The organism is Variimorphobacter saccharofermentans, assembly GCF_014174405.1.
Classification (GTDB): domain Bacteria; phylum Bacillota; class Clostridia; order Lachnospirales; family Lachnospiraceae; genus Mobilitalea; species Mobilitalea saccharofermentans.
Map to the genome: position 1 here is coordinate 1,340,920 of NZ_JACEGA010000001.1, position 22,503 is coordinate 1,363,422.

General features: G+C 37.7%; 11 protein-coding genes and 1 pseudogene. 11 read left to right on the forward strand and 1 reads right to left on the reverse strand.

Translation table 11 applies throughout. The annotated features are described in order from the left end of the window. The first annotated feature begins 6 nt into the window (after window positions 1-6). From H0486_RS05925 to H0486_RS05940, 4 genes are all read left to right on the forward strand, one after another. A complete protein-coding gene (locus H0486_RS05925; protein WP_228352124.1) occupies window positions 7-1,704 on the forward strand; it encodes an ABC transporter ATP-binding protein in 1,698 nt (565 codons plus the stop codon). A gap of 84 nt (window positions 1,705-1,788) precedes the next feature. Continuing rightward, the gene (locus H0486_RS05930; RefSeq protein WP_228352125.1) at window positions 1,789-2,493 is read left to right on the forward strand and encodes a 4'-phosphopantetheinyl transferase family protein; all 705 of its coding nucleotides are present in this window, start codon (window positions 1,789-1,791) and stop codon (window positions 2,491-2,493) included. 24 nt (window positions 2,494-2,517) lie between these two features. Further along, entirely contained in the window at window positions 2,518-4,047 is a 1,530-nt protein-coding gene (locus H0486_RS05935; RefSeq protein ID WP_228352126.1) for a hypothetical protein, read from the forward strand. A 78-nt stretch (window positions 4,048-4,125) separates the two neighbouring features. Next, window positions 4,126-4,332 (forward strand): hypothetical protein, encoded by a 207-nt coding sequence (locus tag H0486_RS05940; RefSeq protein ID WP_228352127.1) that lies wholly within the window; start codon window positions 4,126-4,128, stop codon window positions 4,330-4,332. 63 nt (window positions 4,333-4,395) lie between these two features. On the opposite strand, the gene H0486_RS05945 is transcribed toward H0486_RS05940, so the two are convergent. Next, window positions 4,396-5,529 carry an aldo/keto reductase gene (locus H0486_RS05945; protein ID WP_228352128.1) on the reverse strand — a complete coding sequence of 378 codons (1,134 nt, stop codon included), beginning with the start codon at window positions 5,527-5,529 and terminating at the stop codon, window positions 4,396-4,398. 212 nt (window positions 5,530-5,741) lie between these two features. Here H0486_RS05945 and H0486_RS05950 point away from each other — a divergent pair. From H0486_RS05950 to H0486_RS05980, 7 genes and pseudogenes are all read left to right on the forward strand, one after another. Next, window positions 5,742-6,616: pseudogene (locus tag H0486_RS05950) on the forward strand (methionyl aminopeptidase). 60 nt (window positions 6,617-6,676) lie between these two features. Then, the gene (locus H0486_RS05955; RefSeq protein WP_228352129.1) at window positions 6,677-7,570 is read left to right on the forward strand and encodes an AraC family transcriptional regulator; all 894 of its coding nucleotides are present in this window, start codon (window positions 6,677-6,679) and stop codon (window positions 7,568-7,570) included. A gap of 793 nt (window positions 7,571-8,363) precedes the next feature. Then, complete coding sequence (locus H0486_RS05960; RefSeq protein ID WP_228352130.1) at window positions 8,364-9,674, forward strand: MFS transporter; 1,311 nt, start codon at window positions 8,364-8,366, stop codon at window positions 9,672-9,674. Window positions 9,675-9,779: 105 nt separating this feature from the next. Beyond that, on the forward strand, window positions 9,780-15,884 hold the full coding sequence (locus tag H0486_RS05965; protein ID WP_228352131.1) for a glucoamylase family protein: 6,105 nt from the start codon (window positions 9,780-9,782) through the stop codon (window positions 15,882-15,884). A 14-nt stretch (window positions 15,885-15,898) separates the two neighbouring features. Beyond that, complete coding sequence (locus H0486_RS05970; protein ID WP_228352132.1) at window positions 15,899-18,331, forward strand: GH36-type glycosyl hydrolase domain-containing protein; 2,433 nt, start codon at window positions 15,899-15,901, stop codon at window positions 18,329-18,331. 438 nt (window positions 18,332-18,769) lie between these two features. Next, entirely contained in the window at window positions 18,770-20,275 is a 1,506-nt protein-coding gene (locus tag H0486_RS05975; RefSeq protein ID WP_228352133.1) for a DHH family phosphoesterase, read from the forward strand. A gap of 186 nt (window positions 20,276-20,461) precedes the next feature. Then, on the forward strand, window positions 20,462-22,339 hold the full coding sequence (locus H0486_RS05980) for a glycosyl hydrolase family 18 protein (protein ID WP_228352134.1): 1,878 nt from the start codon (window positions 20,462-20,464) through the stop codon (window positions 22,337-22,339). Window positions 22,340-22,503 lie beyond the last annotated feature (164 nt).

A 22,503-nucleotide genomic window follows, 5' to 3' on the forward strand; every position in this document is an offset into this window, starting at 1 on the left:
AAAAGAATGAGAAAATATTTGCTTAAGTATAAGTTATCTTTTTGCCTGACAGGATTTATCTGCGTACTTCAGGGGTTATTAAATGTTATGATGGCATTTATGCTGGCAAATTGTATCGATGCTGCCTCAAGTGGTAGCTTCAAAAGATTTATTACTGCTTTGCTAATCTATGCTGTCTACATCTTAGGTATGACAGGAATTGACATTCTGCAAAAAATAATAAAGCCGATTTATATCAGAAAAACGATGACATATTTGAAGAAGGATATCTTTCAGCACATACTGAGTAAGGACATACGCAGCTTTTCGGAAGAAAACAGTGCAAAATACATATCAATACTTACGAATGATATCGGAATGATAGAATCGGATTATATAGAGAATGTGTTTAATTTTATTTGGCAGGTAACTACCTTTTTACTGGCGATTGTTTCGGTTGTATATATCAATTACAAACTGGCAATAGCAATCTTTATTGTAAGTATCATTGGCTTTTATTTGCCTCAGAGATTCCGGAGTTTACTGAGTAAAAGGAAAGCAGTTTATTCTACCTCACTGGAGATGCTCACTGCAAAGACGAAGGATCTTTTATCGGGATTTGAAGTTATTCATAATTTTAACATCGCATGGAAAGCAAATGAATTGTATGATGACATTAATATGGACGTTGAACGTAAGAAGCAGAATTTTTCCATCGTTAGCGGAGTAATAAACAGTCTGACCAATTTCCTTGGTACCTGTATGTTTGTATTGCCGATGATTGTGGGAGGGTATTTTGTATACCTTGGAACGATTACAGTAGGAAGTCTGATTGCGTTGATACAGTTGATGAATAATCTGGCAGGGCCTTTATCACAAAGTCTTCAGTTGGTTAATCGGATCAATTCCATTGGGTCGATCACAGAAAAGATTCATGAACTGACCAAAGAAGAGCCGGAGGAAACATTTACCCACAGACTTCCTGTATTTGAAAATGAGTTATCCTTGGAGCATTTGAATTTTGGATATACCAAGGAGAAGCTGGCACTGGAAGATGTTAATCTTCGATTTGAGAAGGGAAAGAAATACGCGCTGGTAGGAGCGAGTGGAAGTGGAAAGTCTACACTGCTACGAGTATTACTCCGCTATTATAAACCGGATTCAGGAGACATTCTGATTGATGGGTTGCCATATGAACAGGTGAAGCTAGAGGATATTTATAAGCAAATTACATTTATTCAGCAGAATGTCTTTATGTTTGATGGAACTCTGAAGGAAAATATCGGACTGTATCAGGATTATTCTGAGGATAAACTTAATGAAGCCTGTAAGATTGCCGGACTGTCAGAACTGGTGAAAGGACTGCCAAATGGTTTAGAGGAATCCATTGGCGAGGCAGGTAATAAATTATCCGGAGGAGAACGCCAGAGAGTATCCATTGCAAGGGCAATTTTACGTGGATCTTCCTTTATTCTTCTGGATGAAACTACCTCTGCTCTGGATAATAAGATTGCTTATAGTATTGAGAAATCCTTATGTGATCTAGAGCAGATGACACTGATTGTAGTAACCCATAAGATTATGGAGGATATTTTGAAGCATTATGATGAGATTATTGTTATGAAGTCCGGCAGAGTGATAGAACAGGGACCATATGATGAATTGTATGAAAAGAAAGGTTATTTTTACAGCCTTTGTAATGTGGAAGAAACATATGAGTTATGACCAGTGCTTTGATATAGTGTGCTGATCTCCCGGTATGGATTAAAGGATGAATCAATATCTCATTACATTGGAAGGATGGCTACTATGGCAGAGATATATATAATTGATATAAATGAAAACATTACAAATGCAATGTGGAATAGGATATTGCAAATAATATCGAAATGCAAAAGAGAGCAAATAGAAAAATACAGATTTGAAACTGATGCAAAAAGGAGTGCCTATGGAGAGATACTGATACGTTATTTAATCTGTAAAAGAACCAATATTATGAATGAGGATATTGAGTTTTCTACAAATAAATACGGGAAGCCATATTTCAACAATCAGAATGAGATGTTTTTTAATATTTCACACTCCGGTCGATATGTAGTATGTGGATGGAGCGAGCATGAGATCGGTATTGATGTGGAAAAGAAGAATACAGCCCATATTGAGATTGCTAAAAAGTATTTTGCAGAAGACGAGTATAAGACGATTATAAGTAAGGGAGAACAGGAGCAGAGCCACTTATTTTATGAATATTGGACATTAAAAGAAAGCTACATCAAGTATAAGGGGCTGGGATTAAGGATTCCATTGAAACAGTGTGAATTTGTATTTGATGGAATGAAATATGTTCTGATGTCTGAAGACAGTAAGAAATTAAACTTTTTTCATTATGATATAGATACGGAACATAAAATGGCTCTGTGCACAGAAGATATCAATGTATCCAGCCTATCCTTTATGACAATACATGAGATACTTCACTTTTTTGATCATAATAAAATTACTATGAACTGCTAAATACACGGATAAGGAATGATGAAAATGAAAAAAACATTACCGATAAATGAAGATTCATATATTAGAACCTATACACATCATGGTTATTTATTCTCAATTGCCAGTACGGATGATAAAGTGTGTCATTCAGAAAACGATGCAGTAGCAGATATATCCGTCAAAAATTATGACCAATGGTCATGGGAGACTCAAAATGACCAATTAAAATATCATATTGGTAAGGAGGGCAATATTACTTTTTTTACGAATCGATGGAATATCGGAATGAATATGGCTTTCTGGAGAGAATGTCATCAATTCGATGAAATAGAATTAAGTATTAACAAGCAACTATATTCAAATAAATGGAGTTCTATTACATTGTTCATAACAGATAGCAATACCGGCGATATGCTTAATTTGAATTCATATGATATATCCCTGGGCAACTTTGCAAGCGATGGTGTATTTTATTCTACTGAAACGAATATACATAATAGAATTATGCCTAATCAGCAAAAACCACTTACCTTGAAACTTTCGAAAAATGATAAAGATATTTATATCGAATACAGCAACAAGGATGAATATAGTGGCAAAATATTAATAAAGCAATTAGAGAATGAATATACGTCTTGCAGAATTGGTTTTGCGATTAATCTAGGTAATAGTATGCTATATGAGTGGACATTTTCTAATTATATTCAAATACAATACAACAAGGATAAGATTATGCCTATAGACTTCATGTTCAACCCACATAAGAACTGGAGTGTTTACACACATAATTTATTATTAGATTATATAAAGAAAAGTGAAACAGAGATAGTTAATAGCGGTATTAATCTGTTGGAATATACCAAAAAGCAGATCGATAAAAATAGATATGTTGAGATAGTGTTAAATGATAACATTCATACAAATAAATCAGACAAGGATGGTGCATTCTTTCATCAGAATCTAATCTATGGATACGACGATGAACAGCAATGCTTACATATGCTGTATTACAATTTTGGTAGAACGGAAGCGGTACAAATGACCTATTCGGATTTCCTATCAGATCGAAATAAAATGCAGAATCGTAACTTTTATGTTATACAATATAATCCCTGCTATGAGCATTATTTTCTATTACCGAAGCGACTTTTACAATTATATAAAGAGTATCGGGATGAAGAGAATATCTCATACTATGAACCTCAATATGAAATTGGATATATAATAGGCCTTGGCTGTATAAAACATTTCTGCACACCAGAAGGGTTGAAGCATTTGCTGTCAGATGTTCGGATCAGTCACTTGTTGTATGAACGCAGTATCTGCAATAGAGATAGAATACAGTATTTGCTTGCCAAAAATATAATTGATTTAGATACGTATAATAAAATCACACAAATATTAGAAGAAGAAAGTAAAATATTATTTTTAACTAGAAGTAATGTAGTGAAAAAGCTAGTAGCCGGATATATTTCTGAAACTCAGATTCAAGATAACCTTAATCGTGTTCTTGAACTTGAATTACAATTTCTGGATATTATCATTAGCTCACTTGAAGAATACACAGACAACTAATCTTTTCCACTGGACAACAAAGAATATCCATTCTACACCTATAACATTAGTTATACAGCATAAAAAGGAGATTAAGATATGGTGGATAATAACTTTATAATACAAAGAATTAGAAGTATGTATTTGGAATATGGAGTTAATACAGCATTTCTTGATGCCCTGGATGATGAACATATAATAAAGGGCATGAAGGGAGTCCTGGCGGAATTAGATGTAAACAAAAATAGGAATTATGAACCGGAGGATATAAAGTTTATTCAGGAAGTTTACTCGTTGTTCTGTTAATAAAAATCGAGGGTATCCCTCAAGTCATTTTAGATTTTTGAGATATCCTCGATATTCTATACTTTATTTTGTTGCACAGATTGTATCAAATTCTTCTTGTAACGCTTTCAGATCCTGGCGGATGTTCAGCTTTTGTGGACAAGCCTCTTCACACTGACCACATTCTACGCAGTTCTTTGCCTTTTGGTCATCTTCAAAGGAATTCCATAGCCATCTTGCTTCCCCTTTGTTCTCATATCTTCCATATTCGTTCCATACGCGGAAGTTCCTTGGTATATTGACTCCGGCAGGGCATGGCATACAATAGTTGCAGCCTGTACAACCGTTCCTCACTCTGTTTTTCAGGATGGTAGCCACTTCCTTTACTGCCTTCTGCTCTTCCTCACTTAATGGTGTGAAATGCTTAAAGGTGTTCAAATTATCCTGAACCTGTTCTTCATCCGACATTCCGCTGAGGATGACTTTTACATTCGGTAATGAGCCAACCCATCTTAATGCCCAGGAAGCTGGACTCTTACCGGGGGTTACTGTTTTAAAGCAGTCTACAGCGTTATCAGGAAGCTTCGCCAGAGAACCTCCCTTAACCGGCTCCATTATAACTAAGGGGACACCAAGCTCTTCAGACAGCTGATAGCCCTTTAGTCCGGCCTGGATATCTGTATCCATATAGTTTAGCTGGATTTGACAGAAATCCCAGTGCCTATGTTTAATAATGGTTTCAAATACATCATAATCATCATGGAAAGAAAATCCAATATATCTAATTTTTCCTTCCTCCTTTAGACGATCCATGAAATCAATTACACCAAGCTTTACCATCTTCTGAAAGGAATCTCGATTAAAAGCATGGAGCAGATAAAAATCAATATAATCCTTATGAAGCTTTTTTAACTGTTCATTGAAAAGACGCTCAGCATCCTCCAGGGAGTTTACCAGCCAGAGGGGAAGCTTTGTAGCCAGATAGTATGTATTACGATCATATTGATCCAGTATCTTTCCTGTAACAATCTCACTTTTACCATCATGGTAGGTGTAAGCAGTATCAAAATAATTAACTCCCTGTTGATATGCTGTATCTATCATTTTCTTAGAACGTTCTTCATCAATACCTCCATCTTTATTAAGAGGAAATCGCATACAACCAAAGCCTAACAATGATGTTTTGATGTTTAAGTTCTTAAATTCTCTTAATTCCATAAGCTACCTCCATTATAATTCTATAGTCATTTTCAAAAAACATCAGGATGAATACAAATCCTTATTCCATCTTATATTATATCTTCTTTATGAAATAATGTAAATTGATACTTTTATACGAGAATTATAAATATAGGGTAATGGACAATGGAAATTATTTCTGTTATTATAAAAAGCATAAAATAAGGAAGTAATTTTTCAGGGGAGTTATCATGAATTCAAAATTAGAAAGAAATGATCTGTGTTGGTGCGGCAGTGGTAAGAAGTATAAAATGTGCCATTATAACCTGGATGAAAGAGTTCAGAAATATAAGGAGAATGGCTGTATCGTACCAAAGAGAGAGCTGATTAAAACATCAGCACAAATTGAGGGGATTCGGGAAAGTGGTAAGGTAAATATTAAAATATTAGATTACGTTTCCGAGCAAATACAGGCGGGAATGAGTACAGAAGAGATCGATGAGCTGGTAGCCAGCAAAACAAAGGAACTCGGAGGAGTAGCGGCGACCCTTGGCTATGATGGTTTTCCCAAAAGTGTGTGCACCTCCATCAATAGTGAAGTATGCCATGGGATACCATCAAGTAAGGTGATATTACAGGAAGGTGATATCCTCAATGTAGACGTTACAACGATTGTCAATGGTTATTACTCCGACTCATCAAGATGTTTTGCATCGGTAAGGTCAGTGATGAACGGAAACGCCTAGTTGATGTGGCGAGAAATGCCATAGATAAAGGATTAACAGAGGCAAAAGCATGGAATTTTCTTGGAGATATCGGCCAAGCAATTAACGACTATGTCCGTTCCAATGGATACTCTGTTGTTCGAGAAATTGGTGGACATGGTGTGGGAAATGAGATGCATGAAGAACCGTATGTCAGCTATATAACAAAGAGAGGAACAGAAATGCTTATGGTTCCAGGAATGGTATTTACCATTGAACCAATGATTAACCAAGGAAAGGCAGATGTGGTAATCAGCAGGGAGAACGGCTGGACAGTAAGTACAAAGGATGGGAAGGATTCGGCACAATGGGAAGTGACGGTCTTGATTACAGAGAGTGGACACGAAATACTAGCCTATTAGAAGTGTTAGTTATCTATAGAATAAAGTACTTTGGAAATAATGATACGAATGGAGGAAATAATGTTAGTTGGAACAAAGGGAATAGAATATTATACAGATTATGTGACACCCATTAATTATTACGATGACGATGCAGTACTATTCGAGAAGAATGCAGATTGTTATCGGCTTGTATTCATTGAGTCAGGAAATGGAAGCCTATACATTAATAATAACAGGATTACAATTGTTCCGTTGACCATACTGTGCTTGAATGAAAGGGATACTGTTACCAATATCGATTTTGAGTGTTCCGAAATACATATTCTATGCTTTTTACCTTCTGCAATAAATAGCAGAATAACATTAGAAAATGCAATGTCTACGGAAGGCCTCACAACATCGGACGTTCAGGATCGACAATTTTTCTTACCGTTTATTGTACATAATGATACATATAATATATCTGCTTATATCACTGTGGATATTGGGTTAAGGTTGAAGGGAATTCTAAACTCTTTGAAGGAGCAGTTATTTATTCAGAGTGACTCATGGCCTTGCCTAACCCGGTCTTATTTTTTAGAATTACTATTTTTAGTGGAACGCACCTTTGGCACCGATAAGAATGAAAATAAAAAATCGAATCAATCATCCTTAGCGAATAATGTACTACATTATTTGCATAATAATTACTATAATAAAATAAAGATTGATGATTTGGCAAAACAATTTCATACGAATCGAACCACTTTATCAAAGGAATTTAAGAGGGTAACCGGTATGACAATCATAAGCTATTTACTCAAAATCAGAGTGCAGATTGCAGCCGGAATGCTACGTGATACAACTTTGAATGTAGAAATGATTATGGACAGAGTGGGCTTTCATAACAACACACATTTCAATAAGGTATTTAAAGAATACAACCATTGCCTTCCGAAAGAATATAGAAAAAAATTTGAGCCATATCCATAATTGATATAATAGGGGATACTGCAGAATGAATTATTTAATATGTTTGCAGTATCCTCATTGTTTTGTGACAAAATTGACGATTTGATAGTTTTTATTTCGAATATGTGATAAAAATTTTCTTTAATCCATAGTATGATGTCAAAGATGATAAAAATGACATATTTTATGAGAAGCTAGTGAAGGAATAAAAGGTATTATTGTTTTAATACGAAAGATGGCGGAAACTCTTGGGACAAATGAGAAGACATAATGGAGGAGGAACAAGGGTTTTTGCATCTTAATAGAGAGGGTTCCATGCTGACAATAACTGATGAAAAGATAAGACGATCATGCAATTTATACTAAAATAATAAATAATATGGTATTCGAAAGTTGATTTGTAGCTGGAGCTTATGAATAAGGCTGTTTTAGAATTCGAATTGATACTGTGGTATAACTTGGTGGGAGTAGAACAGTATTATAAATGAATCTAAAACAGCCCTTATTATTACTATAATAGGAATCGGCAAAAAACACAATCATTTTTAGACAAGATGTTAATAATTTAATTCAGATATATACTGCCTCTTATTATTAGCATAAAAGAGAGCCTATATGTGAATCTCATTGATGGAGCAAGTTTAGGATTGTAATTATAGATTTTTATGATACTATATATTATTGTTACTGATTTGTTTTATCATAAAGGGATAAATCATTGCAATTGCGAATGAAATATACCTGATAATGCAATATACTTTGAAGAGGGAGGCCTCTTATCAGGTACATATAGGTACACTGCTAAGAATTGAACATGAAGAATATTACTAACTATTTACTCCATGATTTAGTTCCATTTATCCGCTATTCGGTAAAGGCGCCGAAGAATCGAAAGATTATCCTTTTTTCGTTGGAAGGTATGCTGATTACAGTAGTAAATAATCTTATCGCAAATAATAACAATCTGTTTGCAACCCGACTGGGTGCAAACGATTATGAGCTTAGCCTGGTAATCACATTACCACAATTAATCGGCATGCTGGTATTAATTCCGGGTGGTATTTTAACTGACCGAATGCCAAATAAAAGAAATATGGTTATTATTGCTTTGACAAGTGTTGCTGCTTTTTATACAGCAATCGGTTTTGTACCATTGCTGGGGTTGCATAGGCTGCAAGCTTTTTTATTATTACTTGCAATATCTACTGGACCAATGACAATCTATAATGTCTCGTGGCAGGCATACTTTTCAGATGTGGTAGAACCAGATACAAGAAACACGATTCTCACAGCACGTACGGGCTTAACCTTCTTAGTAGGAATTATTATTTCTCTTGGAAGTGGAGCCTTATTGTCGGCAGCAAAAACCATAAATGATAAGCTGTGGGTGCATCAGATTTATTTCTGGACTGCAGTGATACTACTCATGGTTCAGGCCTTTGTACTGAAAAAAATACCGGATAATAAGGAACATATATCCTCAAGAATTGGAATTCGGGATTTAAAGGCGGCTTTATCGGAGTTGAGATCGAATAAGAGATTTCTTGGATTTATTGGGGTAGCTATTTTCTTTTATGTAACCTGGCATATGGATTGGACCTTGTACTTTCTGGGACAGGTAAATTATATCGGTTTAAATGAAGCATGGCTTAGTTATGTAAGCATAGGAGGAGCTGTTGTTCAGTTCCTGACGGTTGGCTTCTGGAGCCGAATTAACGTGAAGTGGGGAGTTCGATTCGGAATGATATTCGGCAATCTGGGATTGTCCTTATTCCCCATATGCATGATAATCTCTACCAGTATACCATCCGAATATGGGAAAGTGGTATTCTTAATTTTGAATACCTTATGTAATTTTGCTATGGCTACAACGACACTTAATATTCTACAGTGTCTTCTTCAGGTAATACCTGATAAGAACAAAACCTTGAATATCTCAATTTATACAGTCCTTGTTACACTATCGAATGCAGTAATGCCGCTGGTCGGTGTATCTGTCTATACTGCTTTAGGTGCGGATCTACAGGCAATGCATATGGTATTCTGGATTATTTTTGCATTACGAATAGTGGCTACCGGATTGTGGATTACTCGATACATTATGCTTCGGAATGAACCAAAATAAGTGATATTGCGAAATTATTAATAAGTTGCGAGAAAAACAGACAAACTATCTTTTAGGGATGAAAACTCGTATGAGTGAATGCTTCATAATAAGGAGGAGTTTTGATTGTTGATCGCAACGGAAGGAATCGCAATTCCGATTGAAATAATATTCTTATTGTTATCTATCATATTAGTATGCTTTATTCTAATACTCATTAATTATCGCTTTAGTAATTACAAAAAAAAGATTCAGTTCCCAATGCACCTGGCAGGAAGCGGCGAGGTGGTAGGTCCCAAGGAATGGGAGAAGCAGATGCTGGATTTGGCTTCTGAACACAGGAATGTAAAACTGATGCGATATAGCTTTGTCCTGGATGATTATAATCAGGCTGCTTATAAAAAGCTTAATAAAATCCGGGACAATATTTCTAAAATTTCCACAGATATTATATCACTAATACCGGCTGCCCGCTGGCTGTTTGATAATTACCAAATGATGTACCGTGAGATTAAGAAGGTCAGAACCTCCGGTACAAGCTACTCGATTATTCCACTATTATGGGACAAAGAATATCGGGGTTTCCCTAGAATTTATGTATTGGCAAAAAAGATGGTTGCTCTATCGGGAGGCCATATTAATGAGGAAAACATCTCTATTATGCTAAAGGCATATCAAAAAGAGATACCGTTGACGGACAAGGAAATATGGGCTTTGCCGGAGATGCTTGGTTTTTGCTTACTTGAAAGTATTATAGAGATGGCAGAGGACATCATACGAATTATTAATATCAAATCAAAGGCAGAACAGTTCGTCAGAGAAAAGCTTGAGGAGAATCAAAGCTTTCATTTAGATGAGTTCTTAAAGGCCTCCGATGCGGCCGGTAATCGGGATTTCTCATTTCATTCCCATGTTATATACCTGCTAAAGAGTATGTCCTTTGATGATGTTACAATTCAGAAATACATGGAGTACCATTTTAGGAGTAATACATCTCAATTAAAGCCGAGTACAATTTTCCTGGAAGAGGGTAAAATCGAAGCATTTCTTGAGACTAATATTCGAGCATTGATTACAAGCTTAAGAGAAATCAATGAAATTGATGAGGAGCAGTTTTTTGATGAATACTCCTTTCTGGAACATATTTTGTCAAAGGATCCGGCGGGTGTTTATTCGAAGATGGATTCTGAGAGCAGAGGAATGTATCGCGGAGTAATTGTCAAGCTTTCCATGCGATATAGAGTAGAAGAGGAGAAGATTGCAAATGATTGCCTAAAACTTGCGGAGGAGGGGAATGAAGAACTTCCTTATTCACATCATGTAGGAACTTATTTGATTGGAAAGGGCTACCCCATACTCAAAGCAATAGTACGAAGTAAACCACTGCCAGGGAATCTACGCAGGCCCAGGAATGTTATGGGCATCCTTTATTTTACGGTCCTTCTTCTATTTCTATTGACCCTTATTGGCATTGCATATTCAATCTATGGTGTTCGAACTACGCCATACGCAGTATGTATAAACATTCTGATACTATTAGCAGGTCTGCCATTATTAACCGGAATCGCAATGGAGATAACTAATTTCATTTTTACCCGGCGAATTGTAGTTAAAAAAATTCCCTCCCTTGATTATCTGAAAGAAATACCGGATCATGCCAGAACCTTTATAGTCATGCCAGTCATTGTCTCTAATGCTAATCAAGGATTAGAATACTACAACCGACTTCAAAAACACTATCTGGCTAATCGGCAGAGAAATCTGTATTTTGCCTTATTACTGGATTACGCTGATTCCTCTGAACTGGAGCGACCCGAGGACAAACTAATTGAGAAAGCCTTGGTGGAACGAGTGAATGAATTAAATGATCTCTATCCTTCAGAACCGAAGCGTTTTGCGCTATTCATTCGTCATCGCAAATGGAATCCTTCTGAGAATTGTTATATGGGTTGGGAGAGAAAACGAGGCAAGCTGGAGGAATTTAATAATCTGCTGAATGGTATGAAAAAAGAGAAAACAAGCTTTTCTACAATACTATGCGATGAAAAGCTCTTACGAACTTTCCGGTATGTAATTACCTTAGATGCAGATACGAATTTAATTCGGGATAATGCTTCAAAACTGGTGGGTTTGATTGATCATCCCTTAAATCATCCGGTACTGGACCCTGATAGCAAAAAACTAAAGGAAGGGTATGTTATCATTCAGCCTTCTGTACGAAATCATATTGTTGGGAAAACTGGAAGCCGGTTTGCCGAAATATTTGGCGGACAATCAGGGTTAGCTCACTATTCCACTGTAATATCGGATATTTATCAGGATATATTCAATGAAGGAATCTATATCGGGAAGGGTATTTACGATATTAAGGCCTTCCATACACTACTTCATAATGCAATTCCCGAAAATCGTGTATTAAGTCATGATCTATTGGAAAGCTGTTATGCAAGAACTGCATTTTCCAGCTATGCTAATGTGATGGACACATTCCCAAGTAGTGTGATTTCCTTTGCCAAAAGAGAACATCGGTGGATTCGGGGGGATTGGCAGCTTTTTCCCTGGTTGTTTCACGGTAAGGATTCTGAAGGAAGAGTTCTTAGTGCATTATCCAGATGGAAGATTTTTGATAACCTAAGGCGAAGCATGGTACCATTGAGCAAGATCCTCTTCATATTAATTAATCTTGTGATATTACCCAATGCATTTTACCTTTGGATACCATTTGTATTCTTCTCCGATATCTTTAACACTCTGGTATTTCTCATAGCAATCATGATACAGAAGCTTGTACGACCTAAGCTTGCTTTAGTTTATCGGGACATTGGGAAAGAACTCAGAGCTATGATACAAAGAGCATTCATAGAATTTATTATTACCCCGTATCGTGCCTATATTGCCATAGATGCTATGGTAAGGACACTGTATCGACTCTATTTCAGCAAGAAAAATCTGCTACGCTGGAATACAGCGGAGATGGTTGATTCCTCCATAAGTAATACGAAAAAGGGCTACTTTATCACCATGTGGAGTTCACTGATTCCTCCTATATTACTGCTGGCAATATGTTGTTTTGTTAATCTCAATACAATGGGAATTATTATCACCATTCTGATAAGCTTCCTATGGCTATTTGCCTATTATTTTGCCTTTCAAATCAGTCAGCCGAAAGAAGAAAATGAAAGAAGAGCTTCATTGGAAGAGAGGGAACTACTTCTGGATACGGCGTATCGAACCTGGAAATTCTTTAACGAATTCTCCACCAAGGAAAACAACTGGCTCTGCCCCGATAATTATCAGATGTCCCTTGTGGAAAGAGTGAGCTACAAGACATCACCTACTAATATGGGATTACAGTTTTTGTCCATTTTATCAGCAAGAGATTTTGGCTTTCTTACGGTGAGCAGTTGTGTTGCCTTAACGGAGAACCTGATGGATACAGTCCAGAAGCTTCCTAAGTGGAAAGGACATCTATACAATTGGTATCATATTAAATCCTTAGAGGTACTTAATCCTTCCTATATATCGACGGTGGACAGCGGCAATTTCTTTGGACATGTGCTGACATTGAAGAATGGTCTTATCGATCTACTGGATCAACCCATCTATACGGATAATATGATATCCGAACTGAATCGGAAAATACGAGTGTATAATGGCGAAATTCAGAAAGCAGAAATGCAGAAGCAGGTAATGCTGCGGGAACTGAAAGGGCAGTATGACACCATTGGAGATTTGATAAAGGACATTTCTGAAAGCTATGAGATGCTGAAGAGGGAAGAAGATGCGACGCATAAGAATGAAAAGCAGGATTTACTTCAATCAATGGAGGAGCTGCTTGAGGAAGCAAAGAATTTCAGCATGGATGGTATCAAATTCCGAGATTATCCTACATTAAGATCCGCTAAGGAGAATAAAATAGCAAATTCCCTGATGACACGTATTCAGGAATTATGCTTAAAAATTGATTGTATGCTAGCTAATGTGGATTTCCGCTTTCTTTTCAATGAAAATAGAATGATGTTTCATATAGGCTATCATGTTTCATCCAATGTGATGGATACAGGATGTTATGACCTTATGGCTTCCGAATCTGCATTGACCAGTTTCCTTGCGGTTGCAAAGGGTGAGGTGCCAGTAAGACACTGGCAGAAGCTTGGAAGACCGTTGACAATGATTAAAGGGATTCCTTGCTTTGTATCCTGGAGCGGGACGATGTTTGAATATTTGATGCCGAATCTCGTTATGAAAGAATATGAAGGATCTGTATATGCAGATACAGCCAGGGCAGCAGTGCTACAGCAAATGAATTATGCAAAGGAAGTGGATATTCCATGGGGAATCTCTGAATCACAGTATTACCGGTTTGATCTGAACGCAAATTATCAGTATAAAGCTTTTGGGGTACCAAAGCTTCGACTGCAGCCAGTACGAAGAAATTCCCTGGTGGTAACACCCTATGCAACCATGCTGGCACTTGATTATGCTTCACGGGAGTGTTATTCGAATCTGAAGACTCTGTCATCACTTGGTATGTATGGAGAATATGGCTTTTATGAGGCAATTGATTACAACCATCCGGATTCGGTTGAAATGACCCCTTATTGCATTGTGAAATCCTATATGGCGCATCATCAGGGTATGATTCTGGTATCCATAAATAATTATCTGAACCAGGGTATCATGAGGAGAAGATTTCATTCAGAGGCTATTATAAAAGCAGCAGAGGTTTTACTGGAAGAAAAACGTCATTCTTATCTGGTATCACTGGCTAAGAGAGGTTATACCATTAAAATTGGTCGAATTCTCTTCAAGGAGGAGGAGTATAGCAATCGTTATATTAATGGAGTAGCTCCCAAAATTCCGGTTGTAAACTACCTATCCAATAATCAATATTCGATGATGATAACCTCGGACGGAGATGGCTTCAGTATCTATAAAAAATGGATGCTATATCGCTGGAGAGCTGATCAATATGCGAATACTGGTAATTATATCTATATCAAGGATAAAAATCAGAATAGGGTGTGGAGCACAACCTATCATCCGACACGAACAGAGCCTAAGGAATACCATGTTGTATTTTCACCCCATAAGGCTGAGTTTAAGAGGGTGGATGGGGATGTGTCAACCCATACAACAGTCAGCTTATCGCCGGACCATAATATGGAAATACGAAAGGTAACCCTGACGAATAACGGAAATGAAACGAAGGAATTTGAAGTAACCAGCTACCTCGAGGTAGTATGTGATACCCATCTTGCAGAGATCAGCCATCCGGCCTTCAATAAATTATTTATTGAAAGCGAGTATTTAGAGGAGCATTCGATATTCCTTTCGAAACGACGTGGTAGTAAGGGTATTGGAAGCCCGTATATCATGCATATGGTTAAGAGTAACAGGAAGCCAACAAGAAAGCTGGAGTATGAAAATGATCGCTTTAAATTCATCGGAAGAAACCATTCACCGGAGGATCCTCAAGTGGTTATGGACAGTATATCTTTATCGAATCAGGCCGGCTTTTGCAATGATCCGATTATGAGTATTCGGATGCATGCTTCTCTAAAACCAGGAGAAGCTGCTTCCATAGCCTTTATTACAGGAGTGTGCAACAACCGGGAGGAAGCAATACAAATCGGAGAAGAGCTAAGTATGGAATATCGTATTGATGATCTAATCGAAAAGTTTCGGCTTCAAACTGACATTGAGCTAAAATACTTGGAAATCTCCAGACCACAGCTCAATGCATTCCAGGATTTAATCAGCCCACTGTTCTATCCATCCAGATATTATAGAGGCCCCCAGGAAAATATACGAAGAAACTCTAAGAACCAGAGCTTCTTATGGAGGTTTGGGGTATCCGGTGATAACCCAATTATGCTGCTTAAGGTAGAGTCGCTGGAGGACGCCGGTGTAATCAAGGATGTATTAAAAGCATTTGAATATATGAAAATCAACCAGCTTGCGGTAGATTTGATCATTTTGAGTGATGCGAAACATGGCTATATGCAAGAACTGGATAATCTGGTAAATGACTTGACCAGTTCACTTAGAATCTATAACGTCAATAATGAGAAGCCCAGCCTGTTTATGCTTCATTCCTATGATATGATTCCGGCCGAGATTGATCTGCTATTTACTGTTGCAAGAGTTGTGTTTACCAGAAAGACCGGTATCTTCTTTCGGAATCAAAAGGATAAAATGAATTTGCTGGTTGAAGACTGGAAAGTATGAAAGGAGGTATTCGATTGGAGAATGGAAATACAGTAATTTCAAATAAAGCATCGGAGCAAAAGCTGGAGTTCTTCAATGGCTTCGGAGGATTTACTTCCGATGGTAACGAATATGAGATTATATTGAATGAGAACAATAAACCTCCCGTACCATGGATTAATGTTATTGCGAATAAAACCTTCGGCTTCTTTGTGTCAGAGACTGGAGCGGGTTTTACCTGGGCATATAATAGCAGAGAGTATAAGATCACACCTTGGTCAAATGATCCGGTATGTGACAGAGCCTCGGAGGCAATCTATATATTTGATGAAATAACCGGAGAAATAATCACTCCAATATCTCTCGGCAAATCACATCGGGGAACCTATAAGGTTCTCCATGGATTTGGCTATTCTACATTTCTTCATGAGGAGCAGGAGCTGGAACAGGAATTAACTGTGATGACACCTCTTAAGGAACCGGTCAAGCTATGGAATCTGCAGCTGACCAATCATTCAGACAGAGTGAAATATTTATCACTTACTTACTATACGGAATGGGTATTGGGAACACAGAGGGAACATACAAACCCATATATTCTGACCAATTATAACAATGAACATGAGTATTTAAGTGCCCAGAATATTTATACCTTTCATTTCCATGAAGCTCAGGCCTTTATGTTCAGTAGTGAGATGATCAAAGGCTACACCGGTGACCGTCAGGAGTTTCTCGGTTTGAAGGGCTCAGTCGCAGAGCCCTGTGGACTGGACAAGAAGCTTTCGAACCGTACAGGCGTTTGCTATGATCCCTGCGGAGCAATTCAGGTATCTGTCGCCATTAATCCAGGAGAAAGAAAACAGGTGCTATTTGGATTAGGCATAAGCAGTAGTATGGATAAAATTCGGGATATGTGCGTTAAATATAGGAATATTACGAACTTCGACCTGGAACGTAATAAGGTAGCGGAATATTGGGATAAAACCTTGGGAGTAATAAGGGTGAAAACAAAGGATAAAGCAGTAGATTACATGGTGAACGGATGGCTTTTGTACCAGACCATATCCTGCCGAATCAATGCAAGAGCAGCATTTTACCAGTGTGGTGGTGCTTATGGATTTCGAGACCAGTTACAGGATACCCTTTCTCTTGTATTTACGGAACCGAATGCCTTGCGGAATCAGATTCTGATTGCTTGCAGCAGGCAATTTGAAGAGGGAGATGTTCAACATTGGTGGCATCCTCCAATGGGTGTCGGAGTACGTACAAGAATTTCAGATGACTTATTATGGCTGCCCTATGCCACAGCAGAATATATTCGCAGTACTGGAGATTATACGATATTGAATGAGAAGGTACCCTATATCAAAGGGCCAATACTGGAAGCACATCAGCATGAGATCATGTTCACTCCCGAGATTTCCGAGCTCTCTGAAAATGTATATGAGCATTGTAAAAAGACAATACAAATCACAAAGCTTGGAATGCATGGACTTCCATTAATGGGAGGAGGAGACTGGAATGATGGTATGAATGAGGTGGGGAAGGAGGGAATTGGAGAGAGCGTATGGTTAGCTTGGTTTTTCTATTCGATGCTTGGTGATTTTATTCCGATATGTCATTATGTAGGCGACAGGGAATATGCCGAAGAGTTAGAGAATAAGAGAAAAAGGCTGATTAAAAGCATTGAGGAGCATACCTGGGATGGCGATTGGTACCTAAGAGCCTTTTATGACAATGGTGCAAAGATTGGTTCTAAAGAAAGCGATGAATGCAAGATTGATTCCATCAGTCAATCCTGGAGTGTGATTTCAAAGGGGGCTGCAAAGGAGAGAGCGTTAACCGCCATGAAGTCCGCCTGGAGATATTTAGTCAGGGAAGAAGAATCCATGTCCTTGTTGTTAACTCCAGCATTTGACAAGACCATCAATAATCCTGGGTATATAAAAAACTATATCCCTGGAATAAGAGAGAACGGTGGCCAGTATACACATGCAGCAGTATGGCTTGCTATTGCTACTGCAATGATTGGTGATTATAGCATGGCATATACTCTATTTACCATGTTGAATCCCATTCATATTACAAAGAATAAACGGGATGCATTAAGGTACGAGAAAGAGCCCTATGTAATGATTGCAGATATCTCATTAAGTCCACCCTATACAGGTAGAGGTGGATGGAGCTGGTATACCGGCTCTGCTGGATGGATGTATCAGGGCCTTGTAAAATGGTTTTTAGGAATCCGCAAGGAAGCGGAGTATTTAATTATTGACCCGGCTACACCCAAGGAATTTGGGGAGTATTCCATCCAATACAGGTACGGGACTGCAATCTATAATATCCGGATTGAAGGCAGAAGCAAAGGGGTATTAAAAACCGAGGAGTTGCTTCTTGACGGCAGTAAAATAATCGGAAATAGGATACCTCTGATCGATGATGGTAAGGTACATGAGGTTATTGTATAGTTAATTCTCCTTAAAGTATACACTCCTAAAGCAACCAATAAAACCGGTCTATCTCCCGCATTTTTAATCTGGACCATCGGTTTTAAATTCTCAACAGAATTTGAACCATAGATTAGCTTAAAAGATGCGGTGATGATCGGTTTTTCTATTATTTGAATGAACTTTGGAAAGCCTATCTGATCCATATTATCTATAACCACATCTTCAAAGCTGGGATATGCTGACATATCAATCAGACCATCAATTTCGTTGGTCTGGCCGAATGCGTTAACGGAATGGTAAATTGGTAACATTTTGAAGTTTAGTGATTGATTCTTGTAAAAAAAGCAGATAATATAATCACGAAATACAAAATTTGTTTAGTAATGTAATTATATGTAGAACCATAACGTAACCAATCGTGTTATCTTTGACTTGGAAGGAGATATATTCATTATTATGAAGTTAAAAAATTTGCTTGAATATCAGGATATTGTAATTCAATGCCATGATAACCCAGATGCCGATACGGTTGCATCTGCATTTGGTGTATATCGCTATCTGAGAGCTCATAATAAGAAGCCTAGGATTGTATATTCCGGTAGCCTGCAGATAACAAAAAGCAACCTTATCCTTATGATCAAGGAATTGGAGATACCGATTGAACATGTTAAAGAGCTCAATAACCCAGAAATGCTGGTAACCGTGGATTGTCAATATGGAGAAGGAAATGTCACTTTATTTCCTGCAAGGAATATAGCAATTATTGACCATCATGAATACTGTGGAGCTTCTTCGGTTATGAAGGAGATTCGTACATTTTATGCAAGCTGTGCAACAGTAGTTTATGTAATGTTGACCAATGAGAACTTTCCAATTAATTCCGATATCAAACTTGCTACAGCATTATATTACGGACTTTATATGGACAGCAATTGCTTTCGGGAAATGAAACATCCATTAGATATGGACTTAATCGAAGACTTAAAAGTGGATGAAGATTTAATGGAACGTTTGAAGAATACTAATTTTACACTTGATGAACTCGAAATTGCCGGTACTGCACTATTACGATATATTTATGATAAGACAAAGCGTTTTGCCATTGTACGATCCAATCCCTGTGATCCTAATATTATGGGTCTGATTAGTGACCTGGTGTTGCAGGTGGATTGCATCGATTGCTGCGTTGTATATTGTGAAATGGATGGCAACATAAAATTATCCGTTCGTAGCTGCTTAAGAGTAGCAAAAGCAAATGAAATTGCCAATTATCTTACAGAAGGAATTGGCAATGGAGGAGGTAATCATAAAAAGGCCGGTGGTTTTATAAAAGGAAAAAAATTCTATCAGCAGTATCAATCCGTAGGCATTGAGAATTATCTGATGAATCGGTTTTCAGATTATTTCAGTAGCTACGATGTTATTGATACCAATAAAGACGAGCTAGATGTTCAGTATATGCAAATGTATATTAAGAATTCGTTACCCTTCGGTTATGTAAAAACTACTAACATGGAAGTGGAGGGTACTGAGCTGATCATCCGAACCCTTGAGGGAGATGTAACGGTGTGTGCTTCTGATGATTTGTACATAATGATTGGTGTAGGTGGTGAGGTATATCCTGTTTCAGAGGAAATACTTTATCAGGGATATATACTGGAGGAAGAGCCGTTTTATATTGAAATGGAATATACGCCAAAGGCTAAAAACCGTTACACAGGAAAATCTAAGGATTTATTGAAATATGCAAAACGCTGCATATCAACCGGGCAATCCATCATCTATGCCAAGCAGTTGAAAAAGACCACAAAGGTATTCTCAAAATGGAACTATGAGAATTACATGCTTGGAAAACCAAATGACTATATTGCCTGCCGTTATGATGATCATCAGGACATCTATATCATTAATCAGTCTGTTTTTCATACCAGGTATCGCAAGATTGATACCATCCTTGTATAAATAAAGTGTGCTTCTCATATATGTGGTTCTCCCATCTGGGTACCCTGTTAGGCTAGTAGATATCCAGTAATTTAATAATGAAGGAGAGTAAGATTTCATCTATACTTAAGCTAGATACATAACCTTAAGTAGAGACCGTTCCACCGTTGGTTGGAAGGCTTTGTTGAACAATGGGAGGGCCCCTATATGAAAAAAAGAAGTAAGATTTTTGTATTGTTAATTCTATTTCTATCCACAACACTTATAGGTAGAGCTATAGATAAGGCGAAGGCAGCTTCAATAACAATCAGTAAAAAAGCCATTACCCTTCATGCAGGATCCTATCAGACATTGCGGATATCAGGAACGAAAAAGAAGGTTACGTGGTCTTCGAGTAAAAAAAGCGTTGCTACGGTATCCTCATCAGGTAAAGTAACTGCCAAAGCGAAAGGGACAGCGAAGATTACAGCGACTGTTGCGGGTAAGAAGCTGACCTGTACCGTTACTGTTTTGCCGCCGATAAAGATTAGCAGTACATCTGCCACACTTTATATTGGAGATTCTAAGACGCTAAAGATAACAGGAACCACAAAGAAGGTTACGTGGTCTTCGAGCAAAAAAAGTGTTGCTACGGTATCCTCGTCAGGTAAAGTAACTGCAAAAGCAGCAGGAACGGCGACAATAACGGCCAAGGTTGCCGGTAAGGTCCGTACCTGTAAAATTACCGTTAAGACTCCGATTAAAATCAGCGCGAGTTCAGCCTCATTATATGTGGGTGATAGTAAAACCGTCAAGATTACGGGAACCAGTAGTAAAGTAACATGGTCCTCGAGTAAGACATCGGTTGCAACAGTAAATTCTTCTGGTAAGATTACAGCAAAGAGCCCCGGAACTGCCACGATTACGGCTTCCGTAGATGGAAAGAAGCTTACTTGTAAGGTTACTGTAAAGGCAGTAGTTACGCCTACTCCGACGGTAAAACCAACGCCTACCGTTTCTCCTGCACCTATAAAGAATACCACTTCACCTACTAAGAAAATAGTTGGTTATTATGCGGCCTGGGCTAGATATTCTGGATATACTCCTGATAAAATAGATGCAAAAAAACTGACACATATTAATTACGCATTTGCCAATATTGGAAGCGACTTAAAAATTAAACTGGGTTATCCGGACATAGATGAAGCCAATATAAAGCAGTTAATCAAGTTGAAGCAATCCAATCCCAGCCTCAAATTATTAATTGCTATAGGAGGCTGGACCTGGTCCGGACGCTTCTCCGATGTGGCATTGACGATGGAGTCCAGAAACACTTTTGCCGAAAGCTGCCTGGAATTTATATTAAAATACGGATTTGACGGTATTGACCTCGACTGGGAATATCCAGTAAGCGGAGGATTAGAAACGAATACCAGAAGACCGGAGGATAAGAAGAATTTTACGCTTTTGATGAAAATCTTACGGGAAAAGCTGGATGCACAGGGGAAAAAAGATGGAAAGCAATATGTTTTGTCATTCGCAGGAGCTTTAGGAAGCTGGTATATTAATAATATCGAAGCGTCTGAATTAAGCAAGTATGTTAATTATGTGAATGTTATGTCATATGACCTTCATGGACCCTGGGAGCAGTACACGGGTTATAATGCCCCGCTATTTAATGACAGTGGCTCTGCTTACATAAAGAATAGTGTGGATGTAGGAATTCGCGCCTGGCTTCAGGCTGGATTCCCGAAGAGTCAGATTGTGATGGGAATTCCTTTCTACGGATATATATATCAGGCTGTCGCTGATGTAAATAATGGATTAGGGCAAACATATTCAGGTGGAGCGTCTATCAATTATGCAAATATAGTAGGAAATTATTTGAACAACATAAGCTTCAGGAAATATTTTGATCAAAAGGCCATGGTGCCATATATGTTTAATGGCTCTACCTTTATTACTTATGAGGATGAGCAGTCAATAACGGCAAAATCGAAGTATGTAAAAGAGAATGATCTAAGTGGTGTTATGATATGGGAGCTCAGTCAGGATCCCAATGAAGTATTATTGGACGCAATTTATAGTAGCTTGATTTTGAAGTAACACTATGATACACTTAATTCAATTAGTTCGACATAATGGTTTATGAATGTAAGCTTACATGTATCATATTTTATCAAAATTACAACATAGAATAGTATACTTGACTAAAGTATACGGGGACAGCCTGCTAATTTTAGAAGGAAGTCCCCCTTTTCTTTAATTTA